At 71.8% G+C, this 21883-nt stretch carries 19 protein-coding genes; 8 read left to right on the forward strand and 11 right to left on the reverse strand.

The features are described 5' to 3' along the window. Positions 1–251: 251 nt before the first annotated feature. Entirely contained in the window at positions 252–1280 is a 1029-nt protein-coding gene (locus ACFW3D_RS37000; RefSeq protein WP_500512144.1) for a LacI family DNA-binding transcriptional regulator, read from the reverse strand. A gap of 291 nt (positions 1281–1571) precedes the next feature. Here ACFW3D_RS37000 and ACFW3D_RS37005 point away from each other — a divergent pair, with 291 nt between their 5' ends. From ACFW3D_RS37005 to ACFW3D_RS37020, 4 genes are read left to right on the forward strand one after another with little or no spacing between them, the layout of a single operon-like run. Then, complete coding sequence (locus tag ACFW3D_RS37005; protein WP_500512146.1) at positions 1572–2855, forward strand: ABC transporter substrate-binding protein; 1284 nt, start codon at positions 1572–1574, stop codon at positions 2853–2855. A gap of 41 nt (positions 2856–2896) precedes the next feature. Further along, complete coding sequence (locus ACFW3D_RS37010; RefSeq protein WP_500512148.1) at positions 2897–3796, forward strand: carbohydrate ABC transporter permease; 900 nt, start codon at positions 2897–2899, stop codon at positions 3794–3796. Further along, on the forward strand, positions 3793–4710 hold the full coding sequence (locus ACFW3D_RS37015; protein WP_500512150.1) for a carbohydrate ABC transporter permease: 918 nt from the start codon (positions 3793–3795) through the stop codon (positions 4708–4710). Before ACFW3D_RS37010 ends, ACFW3D_RS37015 begins: the two co-directional genes overlap by 4 nt. Further along, the gene (locus ACFW3D_RS37020; protein ID WP_500512152.1) at positions 4707–7412 is read left to right on the forward strand and encodes a LamG domain-containing protein; all 2706 of its coding nucleotides are present in this window, start codon (positions 4707–4709) and stop codon (positions 7410–7412) included. Before ACFW3D_RS37015 ends, ACFW3D_RS37020 begins: the two co-directional genes overlap by 4 nt. Positions 7413–7554: 142 nt before the next feature. Here ACFW3D_RS37020 and ACFW3D_RS37025 read toward each other — a convergent pair whose 3' ends face one another. Then, complete coding sequence (locus ACFW3D_RS37025; RefSeq protein WP_500512154.1) at positions 7555–8577, reverse strand: LLM class flavin-dependent oxidoreductase; 1023 nt, start codon at positions 8575–8577, stop codon at positions 7555–7557. A 215-nt stretch (positions 8578–8792) separates the two neighbouring features. Here ACFW3D_RS37025 and ACFW3D_RS37030 point away from each other — a divergent pair, with 215 nt between their 5' ends. Beyond that, complete coding sequence (locus ACFW3D_RS37030) at positions 8793–10094, forward strand: amidohydrolase family protein (protein WP_500512156.1); 1302 nt, start codon at positions 8793–8795, stop codon at positions 10092–10094. A 106-nt stretch (positions 10095–10200) separates the two neighbouring features. Here ACFW3D_RS37030 and ACFW3D_RS37035 read toward each other — a convergent pair whose 3' ends face one another. The 6 genes from ACFW3D_RS37035 to ACFW3D_RS37060 form a co-directional block, all read right to left on the reverse strand. Continuing rightward, a complete protein-coding gene (locus ACFW3D_RS37035) occupies positions 10201–10935 on the reverse strand; it encodes a hypothetical protein (protein WP_500512158.1) in 735 nt (244 codons plus the stop codon). Continuing rightward, a complete protein-coding gene (locus ACFW3D_RS37040) occupies positions 10919–11464 on the reverse strand; it encodes a SigE family RNA polymerase sigma factor (RefSeq protein WP_500512160.1) in 546 nt (181 codons plus the stop codon). The genes ACFW3D_RS37035 and ACFW3D_RS37040 overlap by 17 nt, the downstream gene beginning before the upstream one ends. A 119-nt stretch (positions 11465–11583) precedes the next feature. Next, positions 11584–12915 (reverse strand): ABC transporter permease, encoded by a 1332-nt coding sequence (locus ACFW3D_RS37045; protein WP_500512162.1) that lies wholly within the window; start codon positions 12913–12915, stop codon positions 11584–11586. Beyond that, the gene (locus tag ACFW3D_RS37050) at positions 12912–13652 is read right to left on the reverse strand and encodes an ABC transporter ATP-binding protein (protein WP_500512164.1); all 741 of its coding nucleotides are present in this window, start codon (positions 13650–13652) and stop codon (positions 12912–12914) included. Before ACFW3D_RS37050 ends, ACFW3D_RS37045 begins: the two co-directional genes overlap by 4 nt. Continuing rightward, complete coding sequence (locus ACFW3D_RS37055) at positions 13649–15118, reverse strand: peptidoglycan-binding domain-containing protein (protein ID WP_500512166.1); 1470 nt, start codon at positions 15116–15118, stop codon at positions 13649–13651. Before ACFW3D_RS37055 ends, ACFW3D_RS37050 begins: the two co-directional genes overlap by 4 nt. Next, positions 15115–16056, reverse strand: a complete 942-nt coding sequence (locus tag ACFW3D_RS37060) for a hypothetical protein (RefSeq protein WP_500512168.1) — start codon at positions 16054–16056, stop codon at positions 15115–15117. The genes ACFW3D_RS37055 and ACFW3D_RS37060 overlap by 4 nt, the downstream gene beginning before the upstream one ends. Before the next feature lie 338 nt (positions 16057–16394). Here ACFW3D_RS37060 and ACFW3D_RS37065 point away from each other — a divergent pair, with 338 nt between their 5' ends. Further along, positions 16395–16895 (forward strand): hypothetical protein, encoded by a 501-nt coding sequence (locus ACFW3D_RS37065; RefSeq protein ID WP_500512170.1) that lies wholly within the window; start codon positions 16395–16397, stop codon positions 16893–16895. A 153-nt stretch (positions 16896–17048) separates the two neighbouring features. Here the strand turns inward: ACFW3D_RS37065 and ACFW3D_RS37070 are convergent, their stop codons facing one another. Together ACFW3D_RS37070 and ACFW3D_RS37075 are read right to left on the reverse strand one after the other, a co-directional pair. Then, positions 17049–17303 (reverse strand): hypothetical protein, encoded by a 255-nt coding sequence (locus ACFW3D_RS37070; protein WP_500512172.1) that lies wholly within the window; start codon positions 17301–17303, stop codon positions 17049–17051. 602 nt (positions 17304–17905) lie between these two features. Continuing rightward, a complete protein-coding gene (locus tag ACFW3D_RS37075; RefSeq protein WP_500512174.1) occupies positions 17906–18400 on the reverse strand; it encodes an acetoacetate decarboxylase family protein in 495 nt (164 codons plus the stop codon). 181 nt (positions 18401–18581) lie between these two features. Here ACFW3D_RS37075 and ACFW3D_RS37080 point away from each other — a divergent pair, with 181 nt between their 5' ends. Together ACFW3D_RS37080 and ACFW3D_RS37085 are read left to right on the forward strand one after the other, a co-directional pair. Beyond that, positions 18582–20633: an ATP-binding SpoIIE family protein phosphatase gene (locus tag ACFW3D_RS37080; RefSeq protein WP_500512176.1), complete on the forward strand. Its 2052-nt coding sequence runs from the start codon at positions 18582–18584 to the stop codon at positions 20631–20633. 267 nt (positions 20634–20900) lie between these two features. Then, positions 20901–21098: a hypothetical protein gene (locus ACFW3D_RS37085; RefSeq protein WP_500512178.1), complete on the forward strand. Its 198-nt coding sequence runs from the start codon at positions 20901–20903 to the stop codon at positions 21096–21098. A gap of 172 nt (positions 21099–21270) precedes the next feature. Here ACFW3D_RS37085 and ACFW3D_RS37090 read toward each other — a convergent pair whose 3' ends face one another. Beyond that, entirely contained in the window at positions 21271–21522 is a 252-nt protein-coding gene (locus ACFW3D_RS37090; RefSeq protein WP_500512180.1) for a hypothetical protein, read from the reverse strand. Positions 21523–21883 lie beyond the last annotated feature (361 nt).

Genomic DNA, 21883 nt, shown 5'->3' on the forward strand with positions numbered 1-21883 from the left:
CACCAGCGTGCTGTTCGCCATGCTCCGCGACGGCACCCTCTACCAACCCAGAACCCCCCACCTCGCTTGACGAAGAACATAGAGGCACCCCCCACATCGCCGGATGGGGGCCGGATGCGTGCCGGCGGGACCGGCCACGGCCCCGCGGGCGGTTCCCGGTGGGCGGCGCCGGCCCGGAGAACGTTGTCCTCCGATGTCTCGGTCGTTCGTGGAGGCGCGTGGCCGCGCCCGTGAAGGGCCTGTGCCGCGTCTCAGGGCGCCAGCTCGCCCGATCCCCGCGGGATCAGCCGCGTGGACACGATGACCGTACGGGTCGGGCGCGCCCGGTTCGCGCGCCGCGCGGTGAGCAGCTCGATCGCGGTGCGGCCGATCTCCTCGTCGCCCTGGGCGACGACCGTGACACCGGGGCGCAGCAGGTCGGCGAGGCCGAAGTCGTCGAAGCCGACCAGGGCGATGCCTCCGAAGTCGGCGCCGAGCGCCCGGATGACCGCGACGGTGGTGTTGAAGTTGCCGGTGACCAGGGCGGTGGCCGGGTCCGGCCGGTCGCGCAGGGCGGCCAGTGCGGCCGCGACACGGGCCGGTTCTACGGGGCCGGGATGCACCATGCCGTCGAGCGGCCGGCCTATCCCGGACAGGGCGTCCCGGAAGGCGGTCGCGCGTTCGCGCCCGGTGTGGATCCGCTCGTCGTCGCCGATGTAGCCGATCCGCCGGTGGCCCTGGGCGGTCAGGTGCGAGAACGCCTGGGCTATGCCGCCCCGGTTGTCGGAGAGCACGGTGTCCACGTCCAGGCCGGCGGCCGGGCGGTCGAAGGCGACCACGGGCAGGCCCGAGTCGATCTCGGGCTGGAGGTAGTGGTGGTCCTGGGCGATCGGCTCGATGATGATGCCGTCCATGCGGCGCCGGCACATGGACATCACCGCGTCCCGCTCGCGTTGCTCGTCGTCCTCGGTCGACATCGCCACCACGGTGAGACCGACGGACCTGGCGGTCTCGTCGATCGCCCGCAGCACCGGATGGGCGTCGGCGATGTGACGGACCGCCGCGCCTATCTCGCCGGTGCGGCCGCTGCGCAACTGCCGGGCCCGTTCGTCGGGTTGGTAGCCCAGCCGGTCGACAGCCGACCGGACACGCTCGGCGAAGTCCTCGCCGACCGTGGTGTCACCGTTGACCACGCGCGACACCGTGCGCAGTGCCACGCCGGCCTCGCGGGCCACGTCCACCATCGTGGGGCGGCGGGGGTGGTGCGGACCGCTCTTGCCGGCGGCGTCAGGACCGGGCACGTGGCTTCCCCTCTCTCGGTTCCCTGTGACCGCTGTGTCCTCGGGGGGCCACAGGAGTTGCCCCGTCCGGGTGGCACGGGCCGCCGGGTGCGTTCCGGAACCGGTCCGTGATCCTCGGAGGACTTGACTTGCTGTCGGAGCACCCTACTGTACTGGGCGAGACAACGTTATCTCACTGTCGGGATGCGGTCGTTCGCCAGGTGCCGCGGGGCGCCACCGGGCGGCATGCCCCGCTTCCGGAGGTCCAGGTAGCCGTCTCCCGACAACTCCACACCCGGAAAGGGACCCGCCATGCCCAGAAGAACGGCCGTCGGCAGGCGCAGCACCGCTCTCCTCGCAGCCGCCGGACTCTCCCTGCTCGCCGCCTGCTCCTCCACCGCCTCCGGCGGGGCCGGCGGCAACGCCCTCACGTATCTGACGTTCAACACCCCTTCCCTCACACCCGCGTTCTGGAAGGACTCGATCGCCAGGGCGCAGAAGGCCGCGCCGGGGGTGACCATCAGGCAGGTGGTGGCGCCCAGCACCGACCGGGACTCCTACGCCAAGCAACTCCAGGCCTCCGGCCAGTTCCCGGACCTGCTGCAGTCCATCACCCCCGCGCAGTACACCGAGGCCGGCCTGCTCACGCCGTACGAGCAGTCGTGGATCGACCGGAACTTCCTGCTGCCGCAGGGCAACGCCATCAAGGGCAAGGTCTACATCCCGCCGACCAACTCCCAGATCATCCCGCTGGTCTTCTACAACAAGGAGCTCTTCCAGAAGGCCGGGGTGACTCCGCCGACCACCTGGAAGCAGTTCCTCGCGGTGTCGGAGAAGCTGAAGTCGTCCGGCGTCACCCCCATCGAGCTGGGCGGCAACGACCCGTTCGCCGCGGGGATGCCGCTCACCGGCGCGCTCAGCGCGGACGTGCTGGGCAAGAACCCGGACTGGATCCGGCAGCGCCACGAGGGCAAGGTGAAGTTCACCGACTCCGACGTGGTGGCCGCCGCGGCGAAGATGCGCACGCTGGTGGAGAAGGGCTACTTCGAGAAGGGCGCGCTCAACGTCAGCTACGCCGACTCCATCAAGGACTTCAACGCCGGCAAGGCCGCCATGTACCCCATGGGCAGCTGGTACCTCGGCTCGATCCCCAAGGACCAGTGGGACACCATCGGCGTCTTCCCCTGGCCGACCGACGACGGGTCGGTCGTCGTGCCCTTCGCGGTGGGCGGCTCGATGGCGATCAGCACCAAGGCCAAGGACCCCAAGGGCGCCATGGCCTTCGCCAAGGCGTGGTCGCTCGACGCGGGCAACCTCAAGGCCCTCATCGAGGGCGACGGGGCCTTCCCCATGCTCAAGGACAAGACCCTCGACGACTACGGCGTCAGCGTCAGCCCCGCCTTCACCGACTCGTACGCCTTCGTGACCAAGGACAACACCAAGGTCAGCTCGGTCGGCTGGGCCACCAACGACGACGCGCTGCCGGGCTCGCTGAACAACGAGTTCTACGCCGCCGCCCAGGCCCTGTTCAACACCGACGACGTCAAGGGCGAGATGGCCAAGCTCGACCAGGCGTGGGACTCCGCGACGAAGTGAGCGGCCCGGCCATCGGCAACACCCATGAAAGGAGGAGGCGGGTGAGACCGCTGTCGACGTGGTTCCGCGACGCCTCGCGGGACCTCGGGCTCCGTCTGATCGCCGCGTCCGGCCTGCTGCTGTACACGGTGTTCATCATCGTCCCGGTCCTCATGAGCCTGCGCAGCAGCTTCACCGACGAGAACCCGCTGAAGTCCGGCAGCAATTGGATCGGGGTCGCCAACTACACGGAGATGCTGCACGACCCGCAGCTGCGTGCCAGCGTCCTGTTCACCCTGGCACTGGCCGTCGGGGTGACGGCCGTGGCCAACGTCGCCGGCCTGCTGCTCGCCATGCTGCTCAACCGGACCCGGCTCACCTACCGGGTGCTGCGCACCGTCGCATTCCTGCCGCAGGTGGTCTCCGGAGTGATCACCGGCTTCGTCTGGAAGGCGATCTTCACGCAGAACGGCCTGCTCAACGAGACGCTGACGAGGCTCCACCTGACGGACCAGCCGGTGGACTGGCTCGGCAACCCGCATCTGGCGCAGCTGTCGGTGGGCGTGGTGGTCGCCTGGGTGCTCTCCGGCTTCACCACCGTGGTCTACCTCGCGGCCCTGCAGAACATCCCGCAGGAGCTGTACGACGCGGGGTCGATCGACGGTGCCAACGCGTCGCAGCGGTTCCGGATGATCACGCTGCGGATGGTCGCCCCGGCGACGACGATCAGCGTGACCATCTCGCTGATCACCGTGCTCAAGCTCTACGACGTCATCCAGGTCCTCACCTCCGGCGGACCCGCCAACGCCACCCAGTCCACCGCGCAGTACATCGTGAAGACGGCGTTCACCACGAACCGGTTCGGCTACGCCTCGGCCGTCGCCATGTTCCTGCTGGTGCTGTCCGCGGTCATCGCGCTGTCCGTCACGAGCGTCCTGCGCCGCCGAGAGGTCGACCTATGACCGTCCAGCACGCCCCCGCCCGCCCCGCGACCGGCCGCCCGTCGCGGCCGGAGCGGCCGGCGGCAGCCCCCGGCCGGTCCGGGAGGTACCGCTCACCGCGTTCCCCGTTCCGGCTGACCGCCGCGGTGGTCGTGGTGCTGCTCTTCGTCAGTCCCATCTACCTGACGATCGTCAACGCCTTCAAGACCGAGGACGCCATCGTCGCCAACCCCGCGGCGCCTCCGGTCCACCCCACGCTCGGCAACCTCGCCACCGCGCTCGGCCGGCCGGACCAGCTCATCCAGCTCGGACTGCGCAACTCGCTGATCGTCGTGGCCTGTTCCGTACTGCTGCTGATCCCGCTCGGCTCGGCGTTCAGCTTCTGGATCTCGCGCCGGCGGACCCGGCCGCGGGCCGTGATCCTGGCGGTCCTCGCGGCCGGGCTGATGATCCCGCCGCAGGTCGTGCTGTTGCCGACCATCCGGATCCTGACCTTCCTCGGCCTGGACCACTCGTATCCCGGGCTCGTTCTGTCGAACCTCGGCGGCGGCTACTTCTCCTTCGCGGTCTTCGTCTACGTCGGCTTCATGCGCGCGGTGCCGGACGAGGTCGTGGAGGCCGCGCGGCTGGACGGCGCCGGAGGACTGCGGATCTGGTGGACGATCATCATGCCGCTGGTGCGGCCGGCCACCGCCACCGTGGCCATCTTCCTGTCGCTGTGGATCTGGAACGACTTCCTCAACCCGCAGTTCATCCTCGGCCCGCTGCAGGGCCAGACCATCACCACCGGTCTCTATCTCTCCGTGGGGCAGTACCAGATGGATTACGGCCAGCTGTTCGGCATCATGTTCCTCGCCGGGATCATCCCGGTGGCCGGATACCTGCTGATGCAGAAGCAGTTCGCGGCCGGGCTCACGGCGGGATCGACCAAGTGAGCGCGACGCCGCGGACGGCCGCGCCCGCCCAGGCCGCAGGCCCCGGCCCCGGCCCCGGCCCCGGCGAAGCCGCCGCGGGCATACCCGCCCTGGACGAACTGGCGGGCGACTGGATGCCCGCCGACCGCCTCGCGCACCTGCCGAGCCTGCGCAACCAGTGGGGGCAGGGGCACGTGAACGCGGACCTGACCTCGTTGTCGTGGCTCGCCTTCCCGCCGTACAGCGGCGGCTACCACACGGGCGTGCTGCGCATCGACGGCACGCCGCTCGCCGCCGAACGGCTGCGCTGGTCCCCGTGGGGTGTCGAACGCGGCGCCGCCCTGGACACGTTGACGGTGCACACCGACGTACGGATGGGCTACGGGCACAGCCGGCTGCTGTGGCGGGTGACCCTGCGCAACACCTCCGCCGGGCCCGTGCACGCCCGCGTCGAGCAGGAACTCCTGGCGATGTTCGCGCACCACGAGACGGACTGGGGCTGGCTGTACGGCACTCCGTGGAACCACGGCCACCACCACGACTTCTACGCCACCGAACGCCTGCGGGCCGAGGTCCTGGCCGAGCGGCCGCGACAGGTGCAGACCCTGCCCCACGGCGAGCGGTGGCTGCGCGTCGGCTCGCCGCGCGTCCCCGGCATCCAGCGGGACGAGGACGCGGCGCCCATGCTCCTGGAGTCCGAACTGCCCGACCACTCCGCCCCGGACGCCGGCCGCGTGCGCGAGCCCGGCGCCCCGTGCCTGGTGGACCGGCTGGAGGTGCGGCGGCCTGACGGCACGGTCACCGCGGTCGGCGGGAAGGGGGCCGCCTGGACCGTACGTCCCGGTACCGACCTGCGCGTCGGTGCCGCCGCCCTCGGTGCCGGGGACGTCCTGGCCCTGCGGGTGCGCGTCGACCAGGGCGCCGCCCACGGCGTCGTGATCACGCACGGCAACCACCCCGACTCCGCGACGATCGGGCTCGACGCGGGCCGCCTCTTCCTGCGCATCGGCGGCGAACGGGCCCTCAGCACAGCGCCGTTGACCACCGGGCAGTGGCACCGGGTCGAACTCCGGCTCAGCGACGACGGCGCCCGTCTGGACGTCGACGGCACGGAGCAGGTCCGCACCCGGCCCTGGTGGGAGGGCCGGCGGTGGACGGCCCGCGTGGAGGACGACGCCTTGTGCGTCACCGACTCCCGCAGCCCGGCGCGGTCCGCTTACGCCTTCGCCGAGCCGCCCGACGCGCTGACCGCGAGCGGCGCCCGCGGCCTGGCACGCTGGGACGTCCGTCTCGGGCCGGGAGAGGCGCGCGCACTCGCATTCGTCCTCGACATCGGCTCGTCGCGGGAGGAGACCCGAAGCGCCGCCCGCACGGCCGCGCGCGGCTTCGGGGCGCAGTTCGCCGGTGTCGCCGAGCGGTGGCGGGCCACCTGGCGGCACGCCTTCACCCCCGGCAACCCGGAGTTCTCCGGCCACCTGCCCACGCTCCACACCGACGACGCGGACCTCGCGCGCACCTACTACCTGGGCGCGCTCCTCGCGGTGTACATGCGCAACACCCGTGTCTCCCGCACCGGCCCGGTCTTCCTCACCGGGGGGCCGCGCCTGGGACCCACCACGACCTTCTTCTGGGACCAGTCCGAGTTCGCCCGCACCGCCGCGATGCTGGAGCCCTGCGGCATGCGCGCCTGGCTGCTGGCCGCCCTCGCGCAGCCCTACGACCACTGCCACTCCTTCGACACGTACAACCTGCTCCCGGTGGGGAACCACTACGCGGCCAACGACCACGCCCTCTTCCGGACGGTCAGCGCGTACGTCACCGTCACCGGGGACACCGGCCTCCTGGCCGAGCGCGCCGGCGACCGCAGCGTGCTGGACCACCTGCGCGCGATGGCCTTCCGGCCGCGCGAGCGGCGTGCGCGCTACGCGGACGGCGTCCTGGCCGACCTGGGCTCCGACGCGTGGGAGTTGCTGGAGTGCGTGCCGAACTACCGGGACGCCGTGGTCTCCTTCAACGCCGGGTACGCCGGCATGCTGCGCTCACTCGGCGCGCTGCTGCGGTCGCTGGGCGATGACAGCGGTGCGGCCGAGGCCGCGGAGGCCGAGGCGGAGGGCGCGGAACTGGCCCGCGCGGTGCTCGGCCGGTACGCGGGCGGCGGGCGCTGGCGCATCGGTCACCCCGACGGGACGGACGTCATCGGGCACTGCCTGGACTTCGTCCTGGTCGCCGCGGACATGACCGAGGACCTCACCCCCGCGCACCGCGAGGAGATGGCCGGCTTCGTCACCCGGCGGCTGCTCGACGGCGACTGGATGCGCGCCCTGGATCCGCGCGACCCCGTCGCCCCGTTCTCCGACCGCCCCGACCACGGCGCGGCCGGCGCCTTCGCCGCCTGGCCGGGCGCGACCGCGTACGGCCTGTGCCGCCTGGGCCGCCCGGACCTCGCCGCGGGCATCCTGCGCCGGGCGCACCGCACGACGTCCGGCGCCCTGTGGGGCCAGGCCATGGAGGTGACCGCGGACGGGAGCTACCGGGTCGCCGAACGCGGGGTCTCCAACCGTGAGAGCGTGGCCGCGGTCGCCGTCACCGAGGCGGTCCTCGGGGGCCTGTTCGGCATCGCCGCGGAGGTGCTGCGGCCGGTGAGCGGGCCCTTGGAGAACGGGTACGGCCGGCTCACGGGGGTCCGCCTGCCCGGCCACGACCTGCCGGGTCCCGGCGCGTGATCCGGGTCCCGGCGCGATCGCGATGCTCGACCCGGCGGTGGCCGAGGGGCGGCCCGGCCTCGAGCAGGCGTCCTGCTTCCTGTCGAGGATCGAGCTGCAGGCGCTCCCCGCCGGTGATCGAGAGGAGTCCGTCGGCCGCTCCTCAGCGCCAGCCGAGTTCCGGTGCCACATGGGTGAGGATGCTGTCCAGGACATGCGCGTTGTAGTCGACCCCGAGCTGGTTCGGGATGGTCAGCAGCAGGGTGTCCGCCGCCTGGATCGCCTCGTCGTCCCGCAGCAGCTTCACCAGCTCCTCCGGCTCCGCGGCGTAGGAGCGCCCGAAGACGGCCCGGGTCGTGTCGTCGAGCATGCCGACCTGGTCCCGGGAGTTGCGGTCGCGGCCGAAGTAGGCCCGGTCGAGGTCATTGGTCAGGGCGAAGATGCTGCGGCTCACCGACACCCGGGGCTCCCGGGAGTGGCCCGCCTTCCTGTAGGCCTCGCGGTAGGCCTCGATCTGCTTGCGCTGCTGGACGTGCAGCGGTTCGCCCGTCTCGTCGTTCTTCAGCGTCGAGCTCTGCAGGTTCATCCCCAGCCCGGCGGCCCAGACGGCGGTGGCGTTCGACGCGGAGCCCCACCAGATCCGGTCGCGCAGACCCTCGGAGTGCGGTTCGATCCGCAGCAGCCCGGGCGGGTTGGGGAACATCGGCCGCGGGTTGGGGGTGGCGAAGCCCTCGCCGCCGAGGACGGTGAGGAACGCCTCGGTGTGGCGGCGGGCCATGTCGGCGTCCGTCTCGCCCGGAGCGGGGTCGTGGCCGAACAGGCGCCAACCGTCGATCACCTGTTCCGGTGAGCCGCGGCTGATGCCCAGTTGCAGCCGACCGGCCGAGATGAGGTCGGCGGCGCCCGCGTCCTCGGCCATGTACAGCGGGTTCTCGTAGCGCATGTCGATCACGCCGGTGCCGATCTCGATCTTCGAGGTCCGCGCACCGATCGCCGCGAGCAGCGGGAACGGGCTGGCCGCCTGCCGGGCGAAGTGGTGCACCCGGAAGTACGCACCGTCCACGCCGAGCTCCTCGGCGGCGACCGCGAGGTCGATCGACTGGTGCAGGACGTCAGCGGCCGACCTGGCCCGGGAATGCTCACTGGCGGACCAGTGACCGAAGGAGAGGAATCCGATCTTCTTCACCCAGTGGGCAGCGTCATGGGGCCGTGTTTGATTCCCGCCGCAGGTCGCGGCCTGTACCGGCGCGCTGCGCGTGGTGCCGACAGGCGGCAATGTGCGTCGCGGTGCCGTGGAGGAGGGCCGGCCTTCCTGCCGCCGGGGGCGGGCTAACCTGACGTGGCGGGACGCTGCGGCGTCCGGCACCCGGTCATCAAGCGCAATCGTTCGGGAGGGGCCTCGTGCCCGAAGCAACGGCGATCGTCAACGCGCGGGTCTTCGACGGCACGCGGCTGCGGGACTGGACGTCGGTCCGGTTCGCCGACGGCATCATCACCGACTGCGCCACCGGTCCCACTTCCCGCGACGGCGACGAGGTGGTCGACGCGGCAGGCGGCACCATCCTGCCGGGGCTGATCGACTCGCACATGCACCTGATGCCGGGCGCCCTGCAGCAGGAGCTCACCTTCGGTGTGACCACTGCGCTGGACATGTTCAGCCCGCCCGACGTGATGGCCGTGGCCAAGCGGCAGGCCGGTGCCCGGCCGGACGTGGCCGACGTGCGTTCCGCGGGGGTGGGTGCCACGGCGCCGGGCGGGCATCCCTCGGCGATGTACGCCCCGTTCCCGACCTTGACCGGCCCGGAGCAGGCCGAGCAGTTCGTCGCGGACCGGGTCGCCGAAGGCTCCGACCACGTGAAGATCTTCGGCCCCTCGGGCACGGCGGGTCCGTGGGCGGCGCCGTCCTTGGACCCGGCCACGATCACCGCGTTGACCAGGGCCGCGCATGGTCGCGGACTCGTGGTCGTCGCGCACGTCAACTCCGTGTCCGGGGTGCGCGAGGTCGTGTCCGCGGGCATCGACGTCATCGCGCATGTGCCCGTGGACGGCGAACTGGACAGCGCCCTGACCGAGCGGATCGCCGAGGCCGGAATCGCGGTCGACCCGACGCTGGCGACCGTCGAGAACGTCCTGGGTGAACCGGGCGGGGCCGCCGTGGCCGCGGACCCCCGGCTCGCCGGGTCACTCGGGGACGTACAGGTGCGCCGGCTGACGTCCGGCACATCAGGGCGGCACGGACGGAGAATGCCGCCCTATTCGCGCGCCGAGGAGAACGTCGGCCGCCTGGTCGACGCGGGCGTCACGATCCTGGCCGGCACCGACGCCCCGAACCCGGGCACCGTGTTCGGGGCGAGTCTGCACCGGGAGCTGGAACTGCTGAGCCGCTGCGGCATGACGTCCGCTCAGGCGCTGAACGCCGCGACCGCCGCGCCGGCACGGAAGTTCGGCCTCACCGACCGCGGGCACGTCGCACCCGGTCTGCGGGCGGACCTGGTACTCGTGTCCGGCGACCCCTTGACCGACATCACCGCGTCGCGGTCCATCGCACGGATCTGGCGGGCGGGCGTCCTGTGCCACCGGCGTCCGTTCGTCGCCGACGCGGACGAGGCGCGGGAACTCGACGCCTTCGACGCCCGGGTCGCCGAGGTCGTGGCGGCCGTCCGGGAACGCCGGTACGGCTTCGACCCGGACAAGGCCGGCTGACTCCGGACCGAGCAAGCCGCCCGGGCCCCGGTGAGCAGCGCGTACTTGTAAGCGAAGGCCGGATCGTGAGGCCGGTGGGCCCGTCCCGCCAACACGCGCCGGGCGGTCATCCGCGTTCTGTCAGGGACCGCAGGGTCAGTACCTTCGCCACTATCTGGAGCGTCTCCTGTGACGGTTCCTTGAGGCAGACATCGATCTTTATGTCCCGGTTCTTGACGGAGCCGGGCACCCGGCCCGTCATCTGGCCGTCGCCGCCGATGGCCCGGCAGTTCCTGTCGGCGGGGACGGGGATCCCCCGCGCCAGCGACCCGGCGTTGTCGTCCGCGTCCGCGTGACTCTGCAGGAACGTGATCAGCACGCCGTTCATGTCCAGCTCGGCCAGCGGGGGGCACGTGCTCAGCACGGCACCGGTGATCGTGGGGCACGTGCCGGTTCCCGGCGCACGCAGCGCCTGCGACGACACGAACCCGGCCGCGGTCCCGTGGTCGTCGCTGACCGACAGACTGTGCCAGGTCGTCGGCAGGTACGTGGTCACACCCTCCAAGGGGGCCTGCAGTCGCACCGGCGTGAATCCCTCACCCGCCGTGGGAGAGACAGCCGGTGCGGCACGGTGGACCGGGCCGAAGGCCACCGGCCCGAGGACGGTCGCGACGACCGCGCACCCCACGGCGAGGGCGGACCCGGTCGCGGCCACCCGCCTGCGCCGCCTGCGTCGCTGAATCCGACGCCTGACCTGAGTCATCCGGTCGGAGGGCAGGGCCAGAGGGGGCAGGATGCGTTCGAGGAGGACCGGGAGGTCCCCTTCGATCTCGCGCGGCTCCCTCTCAGGCTCGTTGTGCATGCCGCTCACCGCTTTCCACCAGGTTCGGAGCAGCCGCCAGTTTCGCGCGCAGCATGGCCAGCGCCTTCAACGTATGACTCCTGACCGTACCGGGCCTGCAGCCCAGCACTTGTGCGGTCTCCTCCACGCTCAGATCCTCGAAATAGCGCAATACGATCACAGCCCGCTGCCGCGGTGGCAGCAGTCGTACGACGTCCGACAGGGACTGCTCCAGGTCCACGGAGGCGAACGGGTCACCGGCCGCGGCGCCGGACCCCGCCAGCGCCGTCAGGCGGTCGTGCGCATGGGGTACCTCGCCGCGCCAGCGACGCTGCCACCACGACAGCTGCGTGTTGACCAGGGCCTTGCGCACGTACGCCTCCGGATTCCCTTCGGCGATGACCCCCCATTTCGGCCACACCTTCGCCAGGACCGTCTGCAGCAGGTCCTCCGCCAGGTGTGCGTCACCTGTGAGCAGCCAGGCGACTTTGAGCAGCCTCTGCCCGCGGGCGGCAACGAACTCGTCGAAATCCGCGTCCGCGCTGTTCACCGTGTCGTCCTGCCATCGTGTTCTCGTTGCGCTTGCTGCCGCTGCACCGGTCTTCAACGGATGCGTGCCCTGCTCGGCTTCCGAGGGGCGGGACCACACCTCTCCCGATCGAGCGGTCCTCAAGAAGGCGCTCGCAGGGCATCGACGGGTTCCATGCGGGCGGCGCGCAGCGAGGGGTAGAGGCCGGCCAGCAGGCCCACGAGGGCGCCGGTCACCGGGGCGCCCAGCGCAAGGCTCAGGTCCAGCACCGGTGTCCAGTGCCTCACCGCCGCCACGGAGACGACGACCACCACGCCGAGGGCCGCGCCGACGACGCCGCCGAGAAGCCCGATGGCGGTGGACTCGGTCAGGAACTGCCCGGCCACCTGACGCCTGGACGCGCCGAGGGCGCGCCGCAGCCCGATCTCGCCGGTCCGCTCCATGACGGTGACGAGCGTGACGTTGGCGATACCGATGGCGCCCACAACCAGCGAGACCAACCCGAGCACCAGGAACAGGCCGTTGACATCGCCCTCGACTCCCTTCCTGGCCTTGGACAGGTCCGGTGGCGCCGTCACGGTCAGCGCCTCCTCGTGCCCGGGTGACAGGGCGATCGGGGCCTGCCGGGCGACCTGCCGGGCGGCGCCGAGGGAGGTGTTGACCAGGACCCGGGTCACGTTCCCCAGGCCCATCCGGTCCGCACCCGTCGTCGGGGGCAGGATCACCGAGGCCGACAGCCGCTGCTCGCGCCGGAACCCGCCGAGCACGCCGATCACCGTGTACGACTGTCCCTTGAAGAAGACCGCGGGAGCGTCCCGTACGTCGTCGATGCCCAGCAGCCGGGCGGCCTCGTCGCCGAGGACGGCGACCCGGTCGTGGCGCGCGATGTCGCCGGCGTCGTAGAACCGGCCGGTGGCCATCGCGCCCCGAACCGCCTCCGGCAGCGCCGGGGTGGCCGCGACGACCGCCAGCGTCTGCTCCGTCAGGGCCCCGGGGGCGACCACGTCGTTCGCCCGGACCTGCACGTTCGCGCTGCCCTCGGAGTCGGACAGCGCGGCGGCGGACTCCACTCCCGCGAGCCGCTCGACGGCGTCGACACCGGACCACTCCACCAGCGCGGGATCGGTGGATCCCGGCGCGGGCGCGGGCACGGCGACGGTCACCGAGGTGGCGGTGAGGGCGTCGAAGCGGCCGACGATCTGGTTCGCCGCCGTCGACGCCACGCCGATCGTGATGACCAGCGTGCCGATGCCCAGCACCGTGCCCAGGGTCGTCAAGGCGGAACGCACCGGGCGGGCGAGCACCCCGGCCAGCGACTCCGACCACAGGTCCCGCGGATCCATCCTCGGGCGCTCGTGCCCGTCGGTGCGGCGGGCCCGGCGCGGACGGCGTCGTTCGCCGCGCCGCGGTGCGGACGGTGCCGCCCCTTCCGCCGGGCGTGCGCGACCGGCGCGGCGGGTGCCGGCGGTCATGCGCTCTCCTGACTGAGCCGGCCGTCGCTGATCCGCACCCGCCTGCTCGCGCGGCCGCTGACGGCGTCGTCGTGCGTGATCACGAGCAACGTCATTCCCTGAGCCTGCAGTTCGTCGAAGAGCGCCAGCACGGATTCGGTGTTCTCACTGTCGAGGTTGCCCGTCGGTTCGTCGCACAGCAGCAGCGCCGGCTCGCCCATCAGGGCGCGGGCGATGGCCACCCGCTGCCGTTCGCCGCCGGACAGGCGGCCCGGCAGGAAGCCGAAGCGGTGCCCGAGTCCGACGCGCGTCAGGGCGGCCCGGGCGCGCTCGGCGCGGGTGCGCCGCGGGCGGCCCGGGCGAGGGGTCCGGTAGGCCTCGGCGAGCATGACGTTCTCGTCCACGGTCCGGTACGGCAGCAGGTGGAAGGACTGGAAGACGAACCCGATGCGGCTGCCGCGCAGCGCGGTCCGCTCGGGATCGCCGAGGGTGTTGGTGAGGACGCCGTCGAGCCAGTAGCTGCCCGAAGTGGGCCGGTCCAGCAGACCCAGGGTGTTGAGCAGCGTGGACTTGCCCGAGCCGGAGGGGCCGACGATCGACAGGTGCTCCCCCTTCCTCACCTCCAGGTGCACGTCGCGCAGGGCGTGCACCGGAGGGTCGGTGTCGAACACCCGGCCAAGGCCGCTGAGCCGGATCACGGTGTCCTGCTCCGGCGCCTGCTCAGGGGCCGGGCGGGGCGGTACGGGTCTGCGCCTCACCGTCCGACCACCACCTGGTCGCCCTCGTGCAGCGAACCGCCGTCCGCCCTCACCTCGACCTGCCCGGCGGCGGAGAGCCCCACGGTGACGGACACGTTCACGACCTCGCCGTCGCGCTGCACCCGTACCCGGGCCTTGCCGTCGGCGCTGGTGTGCACCGCCGCGACGGGCACCACGAGGACGGCGCCCTTCGAAGCTCCCACCTCGATGGTCACCTTGGCCGAGCCGCCCGACTGGTTCTTCAGCGGGCCCGGATCGGGCACGGAGATCACCAGCTGCACCGGTGCGGACGGGTCGGCGGACGAATCCGCGTCCGTGTCCGTCTCCGCGTCGGGTTCGGTCCCGCCCTCGCCCTTCCCGTCTCCGCCGGCACCCCCTGTGTCGTCTCCGGCGCCCGTCCGCGTGCCGGTTCCGCCGACCTGCGTCACGACCCCGCGCACACGGGTGCCGTCCGCCGTCTCGATGCGTGCCGGCATGCCCTCGCGCAGCACGGAGCCGTCGACCCCGGGCACCACGGCCCGCACCACCACGTCGGAGCTCGTCACAGTGACGACCTCGCCGTCCGGTGTGTCACCGAGGCGCGCCTTGATCTTGTCGACCCGGACCGGCAGATCGGGCAGGAAGACGACCTCGCCCGCCGGGACCTTGGTGCCGTACGCGGCCGTGAACGCGCTGAGCGCCGCGTTGGCCCGGTCCAGTCGCTGCCGTGCGGCGCGCTGTTCGAGGGCGGACGCCGCGCCGGAGGCCGGCGGGCTCGCCGTGCCGGAGGCCGGCGGGCTCGCCGTGCCGGAACCGCCCTTGCCACCGTCGGCCCCGTCGCCCTGTGCCGCGATCTGCGCCTCGGTGACGGCGGCTTCCAGCTCGCCGAGCTGCTGCTGGTCGGCGACGCCGGGCCGCTGCGGCTGGAACCCCTTGCTCTGGTACCAGCGCGTGACCGCCGACGCGGTGCCCTGCCGGTAGTCCCCGCTGACGGCCCCCGGATCGTGCCCGATCCTGCGCAGCGCGCTCTGCAACTGCCTGACGTCGTCGCCGGAACTGCTCGGGCCGAGGGAACGGTACATCGGGACCGAGCCGCGCAGCACGAACACCGGACGGCCGTTCACCTGCATCAGCACACTGCCCTCGCGCAGCGTTGCACCGGCCTCCGGAAGCCTGGTGACCCGCTGGGTCGCCTCGCCGTCCCCGGAACCGCCCGCGGTCCCGACGGACCCGGACAGCGACACCCCGTGCGGTGCCCCGAACTCCACGCCGCCCTGCGCGATCACGTTCGCGGTCAGTTTCCGGCGCTCCACGGCGACGGTGACCGGACCCGCCTCTGGTGCCCGGCGTGAGGCTGCGGCGTCGGCCGGCGACTGCATCTGCGTACCGGCGACCCAGCCTCCCGCGCCGACGAGCGCCACCACGCCCACGATCATCCCGACCTGCTTGCCGCGCCCCTTCGGGCCGCTCGGCAGACCCCGGCTCATCCGGTCATCCCTGAGAAGGGATGCTTGGCCAGCTTGGAGAAGTACGCGGCCCGGAACTGCTTGCCGCACTCCAGGTCCTTCAGCGCGATCCCGATCTCCTGGGCGAGCTTGGCCCGGCCCTCTTCCTTGTCCATGTTCCGGACACCGCGCGACGGGGTCAGAGTCGCGGTCGCGAACTTCACCATGTCCCCGATGGCGGTCGGCTGGGTCGTGGTGACGGCGATGCCCTCGTCACGCAGGCAGGACGCGAACCGCTGCGCCAGGGTGATCAGCTTGGGGTCCCCGTTGAGAGCCTGCTTCGCGGCACGGTCCTGCTCCTGGTGCGCCGCACGCTCGCGGTCGAGCTGGGCCTGGGACTTCTCCGGCCCGTAGCCCTTCTCGATTCCCTCCTTCACACACCCCGGAAGCAGCACCTTCTTCCCACTGGCGAGTTGCTTCGCAGAACCCATCGCCTTGTCGTAGGCCTTGCGCTGCGCGGGGGACAACGCGTCGAGGTAGGCCCGGTCCGGGCTGATGTCCTGAGCCTCGTGGGCCTTGCTGCCGGCAACGGTGGGGTCGTCCGGGTAGACGGCCGGCGCGAAGAAGCCGAAGCCGAACTTCTCCCGGTACTTCTTCGCCAGCGCGTAGTCCTGCCCGTCGACAGGACTGGCGGCGGTCGCCAGGCCCGCCACGCGCGGGGTGTAGGTGAAGCCCTTCTTGCGCATGCATGCGGCAGTGGCGTTCTCCGACACGTAGATCTGCTTGGTCTCCTCGTCGACTCCCTCGGGAATCGCCGCCTCGCCGGCCGCGGGTGCCCCGGACGCCGAGGACGGCGCGCGGTCACCGGGGCCGTCGGGCGCGGCGGAGCCGCCGTCTCCCTGGGAGCATCCGGCGAGCGCGAGCACGCCGGCTGCCGCCGCCACCGGCCAGAAAGTCCGCGCGATGCGTATGTGGGCCATGTCGTTCCATCACTTCGGTCTATGGGATCGCACGAGGCTGTGCACTCCGTCGATGTCCTGAACCCGGTAACCCCTTCCGACGGCATAGCCCACACGATGTGACGTGGGTCACCGCTGCCGACACGAGGCAAGGGGGCGTCCCGGCCGCGCCATGGCGTGGCCCGCGATCGCACGGCCGCCGTCGGCACGACCGGCGCATTGGTCCGCCACGCCAGGCAGACGACGTGGTCGGCCCGAATGTGACCGCTCGACGGCGTGCACCGCGCGCCCCTGCGGCCTCGGAGTCCTTGAGCGCATGTGTGACACGAAGTCCGCCCGCAGGGCCTAATCTGCTCGCCATGTCACAGCCACCACCCGCGCGGCACGCGGATCCTGCCGCCCTGGGCACGGCGCTCCTGGCCGGCGCCATGACGCTGGTCCTGGGCGACGGCCGGTACGACTGGCTCGACGTCGGCATCGGTCTCGCTCTCACGAGCCTGCTGGCGGCCTACTACAGGCCGTCCCAATCCCCACCGCGAACTCGCGTCGACCGCGTGACCCAGGCGATCAGTTTCGGGTTCGTGAGCGGCCTGCCGATCGCCATGGTCGCCTCCGGGCCGTTCCAGTGGTGGCTGGTGGGGACACCGGAAGAATGCCTGCGGGCCGTCTCCGTCGACGATTGCGCCGGCGCGGCCACCGATCCATGGGTGGGGGGAGCGTGGTGTGCAGCCGGCGCTTTCGCCATCGCTCTCCACTACGTACGGGTCATCCCCCGTCACGCGACCGGCACGGCCCCGGGCGTCGAGCCCGAAGGCGGATCGGCCCCTGACGCCTGCCCGGATCCCGAACCCACGTCCTGACGGGTCCGGGATCACCCTGAACGCGCACTGTCCGCGCGCGGCTTCGCTCGCCGGTCGCCAAACGGAGGACGTGTCAATGCACTTCAGGGGGTTGTGCCGGCCCATGCGCTGCGGCCCGGCGCGCCCACGGCGCGCCGGGCCTCGTGCAGCTGTTCAACGAGCGCACCCGACCAGGGTCAGAGTCAGAGCACGGTCCGAGCTGAGCGCCCATGCCGTGCCGGTCCAGACGAACCAGGGGGTCGGGACGAGCTGATCCCCGATCGCGTCCGTGAGGGCATGGCCGGTGATGGCCGCGCAGATGGCCTGCAAAGTCTCGGACCGCAGTCCGAGGTTGAGACCGTTGATCATCGGCCCGTTGCACAGTGACTTCTCCGCGGTCGTGGTGGTGCTTGCGCAGGTGAACGTCACGCCGTGCACGAGCTGCGTCGAGAGGAACTGACCGAGGACCGGCTCGGATCCCGGCGGCCCCGGCGGCCCTGCGGGTCCGGTGTCGCCCTGCGGGCCCTGCGGCCCGGCCGGCCCGGCGGGACCCTGCGGGCCGGGAGGCCCGGGCGGACCGGGGCGCCCAGGACGGCCGGGATGACCGGGGCAGTATCCGGGAAGGGCGGGGACGAAGAAGCACGGGTTGGCAGAACCGTTCCGAGCGCCGGGTTCAACAACGTCAACTCGGCCACCGTCCGCATGGGCCGCACTCGTCACGGCACAGGACATCAAGGCCACGCTCGCGGCCACCGTCCACACCCGCCAACGGCCTTGGCGCCGTATGGGCGCCTGAGCCTCACCTGTTCGGGACAACACGTCACCTCCAGCAAAGGGGCCCCCACCGCGGCAGACGCCGCTCACCAGGAGAGAAGAGCTGTCGGAGACAGCAGCGGACCCACAGCAAGAATCGCCCTGCGTAGCGAGGTGTGCACATTCAGCAGCCGCCCGGGTGACCACTCCGACTGCGGGACGCCCCCAAGTGCCGCAGCCCCGCCGCGTCGAGGGAGTTGCGAGACGGATGTGCCGGGTCAGCCGCTGTGGTCGGCGAGGGTCTTGAGGTCGGTCACGGTGTAGGCGAGGTCGAAGTGGAATCCCTTGCCGATGCGCTGGATGGGCAGGTCGGCGAGTTCCTCACCGTGGGCGGGGAGGAACGAGAGGTCGGCGGTGCCGACCCAGGCGTCGCCGACGGCGGCGTTGCCCAGGACGGCCATGACCAGTTCATGGACGGCCGGATTGTCGTGCTGTCCGGCTGCGGAGACGGTGGCGCCGAACTGTCCGCCCCGGCCGAGGACGGGCGTGCCGGGGCCGCCGACCGCGTAGGCACGGGCCTGATGGACGGCGCCCAGCTTCTTGGGAAAGCCCTGAATCCAGCCGCGGGCCATGGCGGAGTCGTTGTCGACGTAAATGCAGGGGCACCACGACACCGGGGCGCCGTCGTAGTGGGCGTCCAGGGTGATCAGGAACTCGCGGTACTGCGAGCGCGCGGGGTCCAGAGGCGTAAGAGCGCCCGGACGTGGACACAACGCCTGCGTAGCGCCGGCGCGCCCTGCCGCGCCACGCCCGCGGCAGACGAGGGTGAGGGAGCGAACTAGCACAAAGCATTGCCAAATGCAAGAATTTGCGTCAAAGGAAAGGTTGTGCCTACCAAGGAAGTCGCGGACGGAGGTTGTCACGAGTCCCGCTCTCCGCTGGGAGGTGTACCGCGTGCATCCGGTTCGACCGAGCAGGAGCTTCGTCTTCCTGCTTCTCAGCGTGGTGCTGATCTCGCTCCTGCGACTGGCCCTGGCGGCCGCCGACGTGCACGTCATGGGCATAGCGGAGTACGCGGTCCTGATCCCGGTCGTGGCCAGCGCTCTGCTGCCGGTACGGCAGACCATGATCGTCGGACTGTTCAATCTGGCCGCCGCCGTGGCGCTCTACGGGGTCCTCCTCCGGGACATGGGACCCGCCAACCAGATCACGATCATCACGGCACTGGCCGTGGCCCTGGTCATCAGCGTGGCCGTCTGCCGGATCCGCGTCGCCGGCGAGATGCGCTTCCGGCGGCTCATGATCGCCCGCGAGCGGCTCGCACTGCTCAGTGAGGCCAGCAGCCGCGTCGGAAGCACCCTCGACGCGACTCGAACCGCCGAGGAACTGGCCGAGGTCGCCGTGCACCGCTTCGCCGACCACGCCATCGTGGACCTCTTCGACAGCGTCCTTCAGGGCGGTGAACCGGAACTGCGGCCCGGGGCGGGCGACCTCACCCTGCGCCGTACCGCCGAAGCGGGATCGTGCGCATCCCGGGGCGGCGCGAAGCCGGGCGACTCCGTCACCTACCGGCAGGGGGCGGAACCCACCCTCGGGCTGTTCACGGGCGAACCCGGGATGCTCGAGATCACCGAGCCCGCCGCGTCCCCGCCCGCCGATTCCGGCGACGCCGGGACGAGCGGGGCGCACTCCGCGCTGGCGATCCCGCTTCGCGCACGGGGAGTGACGCTGGGCGCCGCACTCTTCACACGTTTCCCGGGCCGGGATCCCTTCGACGCCGACGACCTGCTCCTGGCGCAGGAGGTCGGGAACCGGGCCGCGGTGTGCGTGGACAACGCCCGCCACTACACCCGTGAGCACAACACGTCACTGGCGCTGCAGCGGAGCCTCCTGCCACCGACCGCGGCGCGGCAGCCGGCGGTGGATGCGGCGACGCGCTATCTCCCCGCCGGCCCGTACGCGGGAGTGGGCGGCGACTGGTACGACGTCATCCCGCTCTCGGGGGCCCGGGTCGCCCTCGTGGTGGGCGACGTGGTCGGCCACGGCGTTCACGCCTCGGCGACCATGGGCCGGCTGCGCGCCGCCGTACGAACGCTCGCCGACATCGACCTGCCGCCCGACGAACTGCTCACCCACCTCGACGACGTCGTCACCCGGCACCGGGACTTCGGCGACATCAAGGATGCGTGCCGTGACGTCGGACCTGCCGTCGGTGAGATCGTGGCGACCTGCCTGTACATGATCTACGACCCGGTCACGCGCCTCTGCACGGCGGCCCGGGCCGGCCACCCGCCGCCCGCGGTCATACGCCCCGGTTCGGACGTCGAATACCTCGACATTCCCGCCGGCCCTCCCCTGGGCGTGGGCGGGCTCCCCTTCGAGGCGACCGAACTGGAACTGCCGGAAGGCACCCGCCTCGCCCTGTACACCGACGGGCTCATCGAATCCCCCGGACACAGCCTCGACGAGGGGCTCAAGCATCTCCAGAAGGCGCTGTCCGAGCCGATTCCCGCGCTGGAGGACATGTGCGACCACGTCCTGCGCACGGTGGTCGGCCAAGGCTCCCGGGACGACGTCGCCCTCGTCATCGCCCGTACGCAGCAGCTCGACGGCACCCATGCCGCCGCGTGGAACCTCACGGTGGACCTCGCCGAGGTCGCCCGGGCACGCGGCCTCGCCTCCTCCCGTCTTGAGGGCTGGGACCTGGCAGAGCTGGCGTTCACCACGGAGCTGGTCATCAGCGAGCTGGTCACCAACGCCATCCGTTACGGCGCGGGCCCGGTGCAGCTGCGGCTCATCCGTGAGGACACCTTGATCTGCGAGGTGTCCGACGCCAGTAACACCGCTCCCCACCTGCGGCGCGCCCGGATGCTCGACGAGGGCGGCCGCGGGCTGTTCATCGTGGCGCAGCTCGCCGAGCGCTGGGGCACCAGGCAACGGCCTGACGGCAAGACGATCTGGGCCGAGATCGCCCTCCCTGGCGTCGGGCCCCCGCGGCTGCCGTGACGGCTCCGGTGTCGCGGTACCTCGCCGCCTGGGTGATCCGGACCCTCGGAGCGGACGCGGCGTCCTCGTATTTACGTGCGCGGCTCGCTCGACCTCCGTGGCGGGGGGCAATGGAGGTGTCGGCGGTACTGCCATGCGGTTTTACCTGCGGTGACGGCTCCGGGACTCGAAGTCGAGTCGCGCATATGATCACAATCCGGTCATACTTACACGTAAATCCCCAGTCGGGTCACCATTGCCCGACCCGACCGAGGCACGGTCATTCGCATGAACGCCAAGACCAAGTACACGCTTGCCGCCGCGGCCGTCGGCTGGTCGTTCCTCGCGACCCAGTGGTCCGGCAAGGGATGCGATTTCGTCCCGCAGTCCTACGCTCTCGTGCTCTCCCATGGCATGCCCGCCAGCGGTGAGGGATGCAAGGCCGAGTCGAACGGACCGCAGTACACCGACCAGTACGACCGGTGACGCACGGGTGAGCTTCGGCCCGACAAAGCCGCCGGCCGCCGAGGACCGCCCGCGTGGGCCGCTCCCTCCCGCGGAAGCCGGTCGCCGGCCCCGCCGCGTCCGCTGACGCAGGACCCGGTTTTCCCGACGTCAACCACGCTCAGCTCGGCCGGACCTCACGCATCGCCAGGTCCTACGGGGTGAGCGCGACGTAGACCGAACCCTCGGTGGCAGCCCACGAAAAGCCCTGGTGCACCGTGCGGGCGCCGTCGGTCAGAAGGCGTGCGGCCATGGCGGTGACGGACTCTGCCAGGCCGCCCGTCTCGTCCGGCGCCCGCTCGCGGGCGCGGTCGGCACACGTGTAGAGGGTCTGGACTGCCGCCTCGACGTCGTGCACCTGCTGGCCCGCATAGGCGACGGGCTTGATCTCCCAGCGCATCTGCATGTCATCGCCCCTCGTGGAGGGCAGCGGTTACAGAAACAGGATGCCGCTGCGAGGTCCGGGGCGCATGCCGGTGGGACCCGTGGATCTCCCTGCACGTGCACCGGCCTCTGGCCGAAGAACCCGCGCCGGTGGTTGCGGCGGGGTCGCTCAGGGCTGAGGGCTTTCGGAGCAGGTCGGAGGCGGTCCCGGAACCGGGCCGTCGACGGCAGGGGCCTCCTCCCCGGCGCGTTCCTCAGCCCGCGTCCCGGCGTTCCGGCGGCCCGCGGGGGCTCCGGGTGCGTCAGCGGGTGAACCGGCACCGTGCCGCCTTGCCTCGGCGCGGCTGCCCCGCGGCAAGTCCGGGCTGCCTCGCGCACCCGAC

This window comes from Streptomyces sp. NPDC058864 (assembly GCF_042742985.1).
Taxonomy (GTDB): Bacteria; Actinomycetota; Actinomycetes; order Streptomycetales; family Streptomycetaceae; genus Actinacidiphila.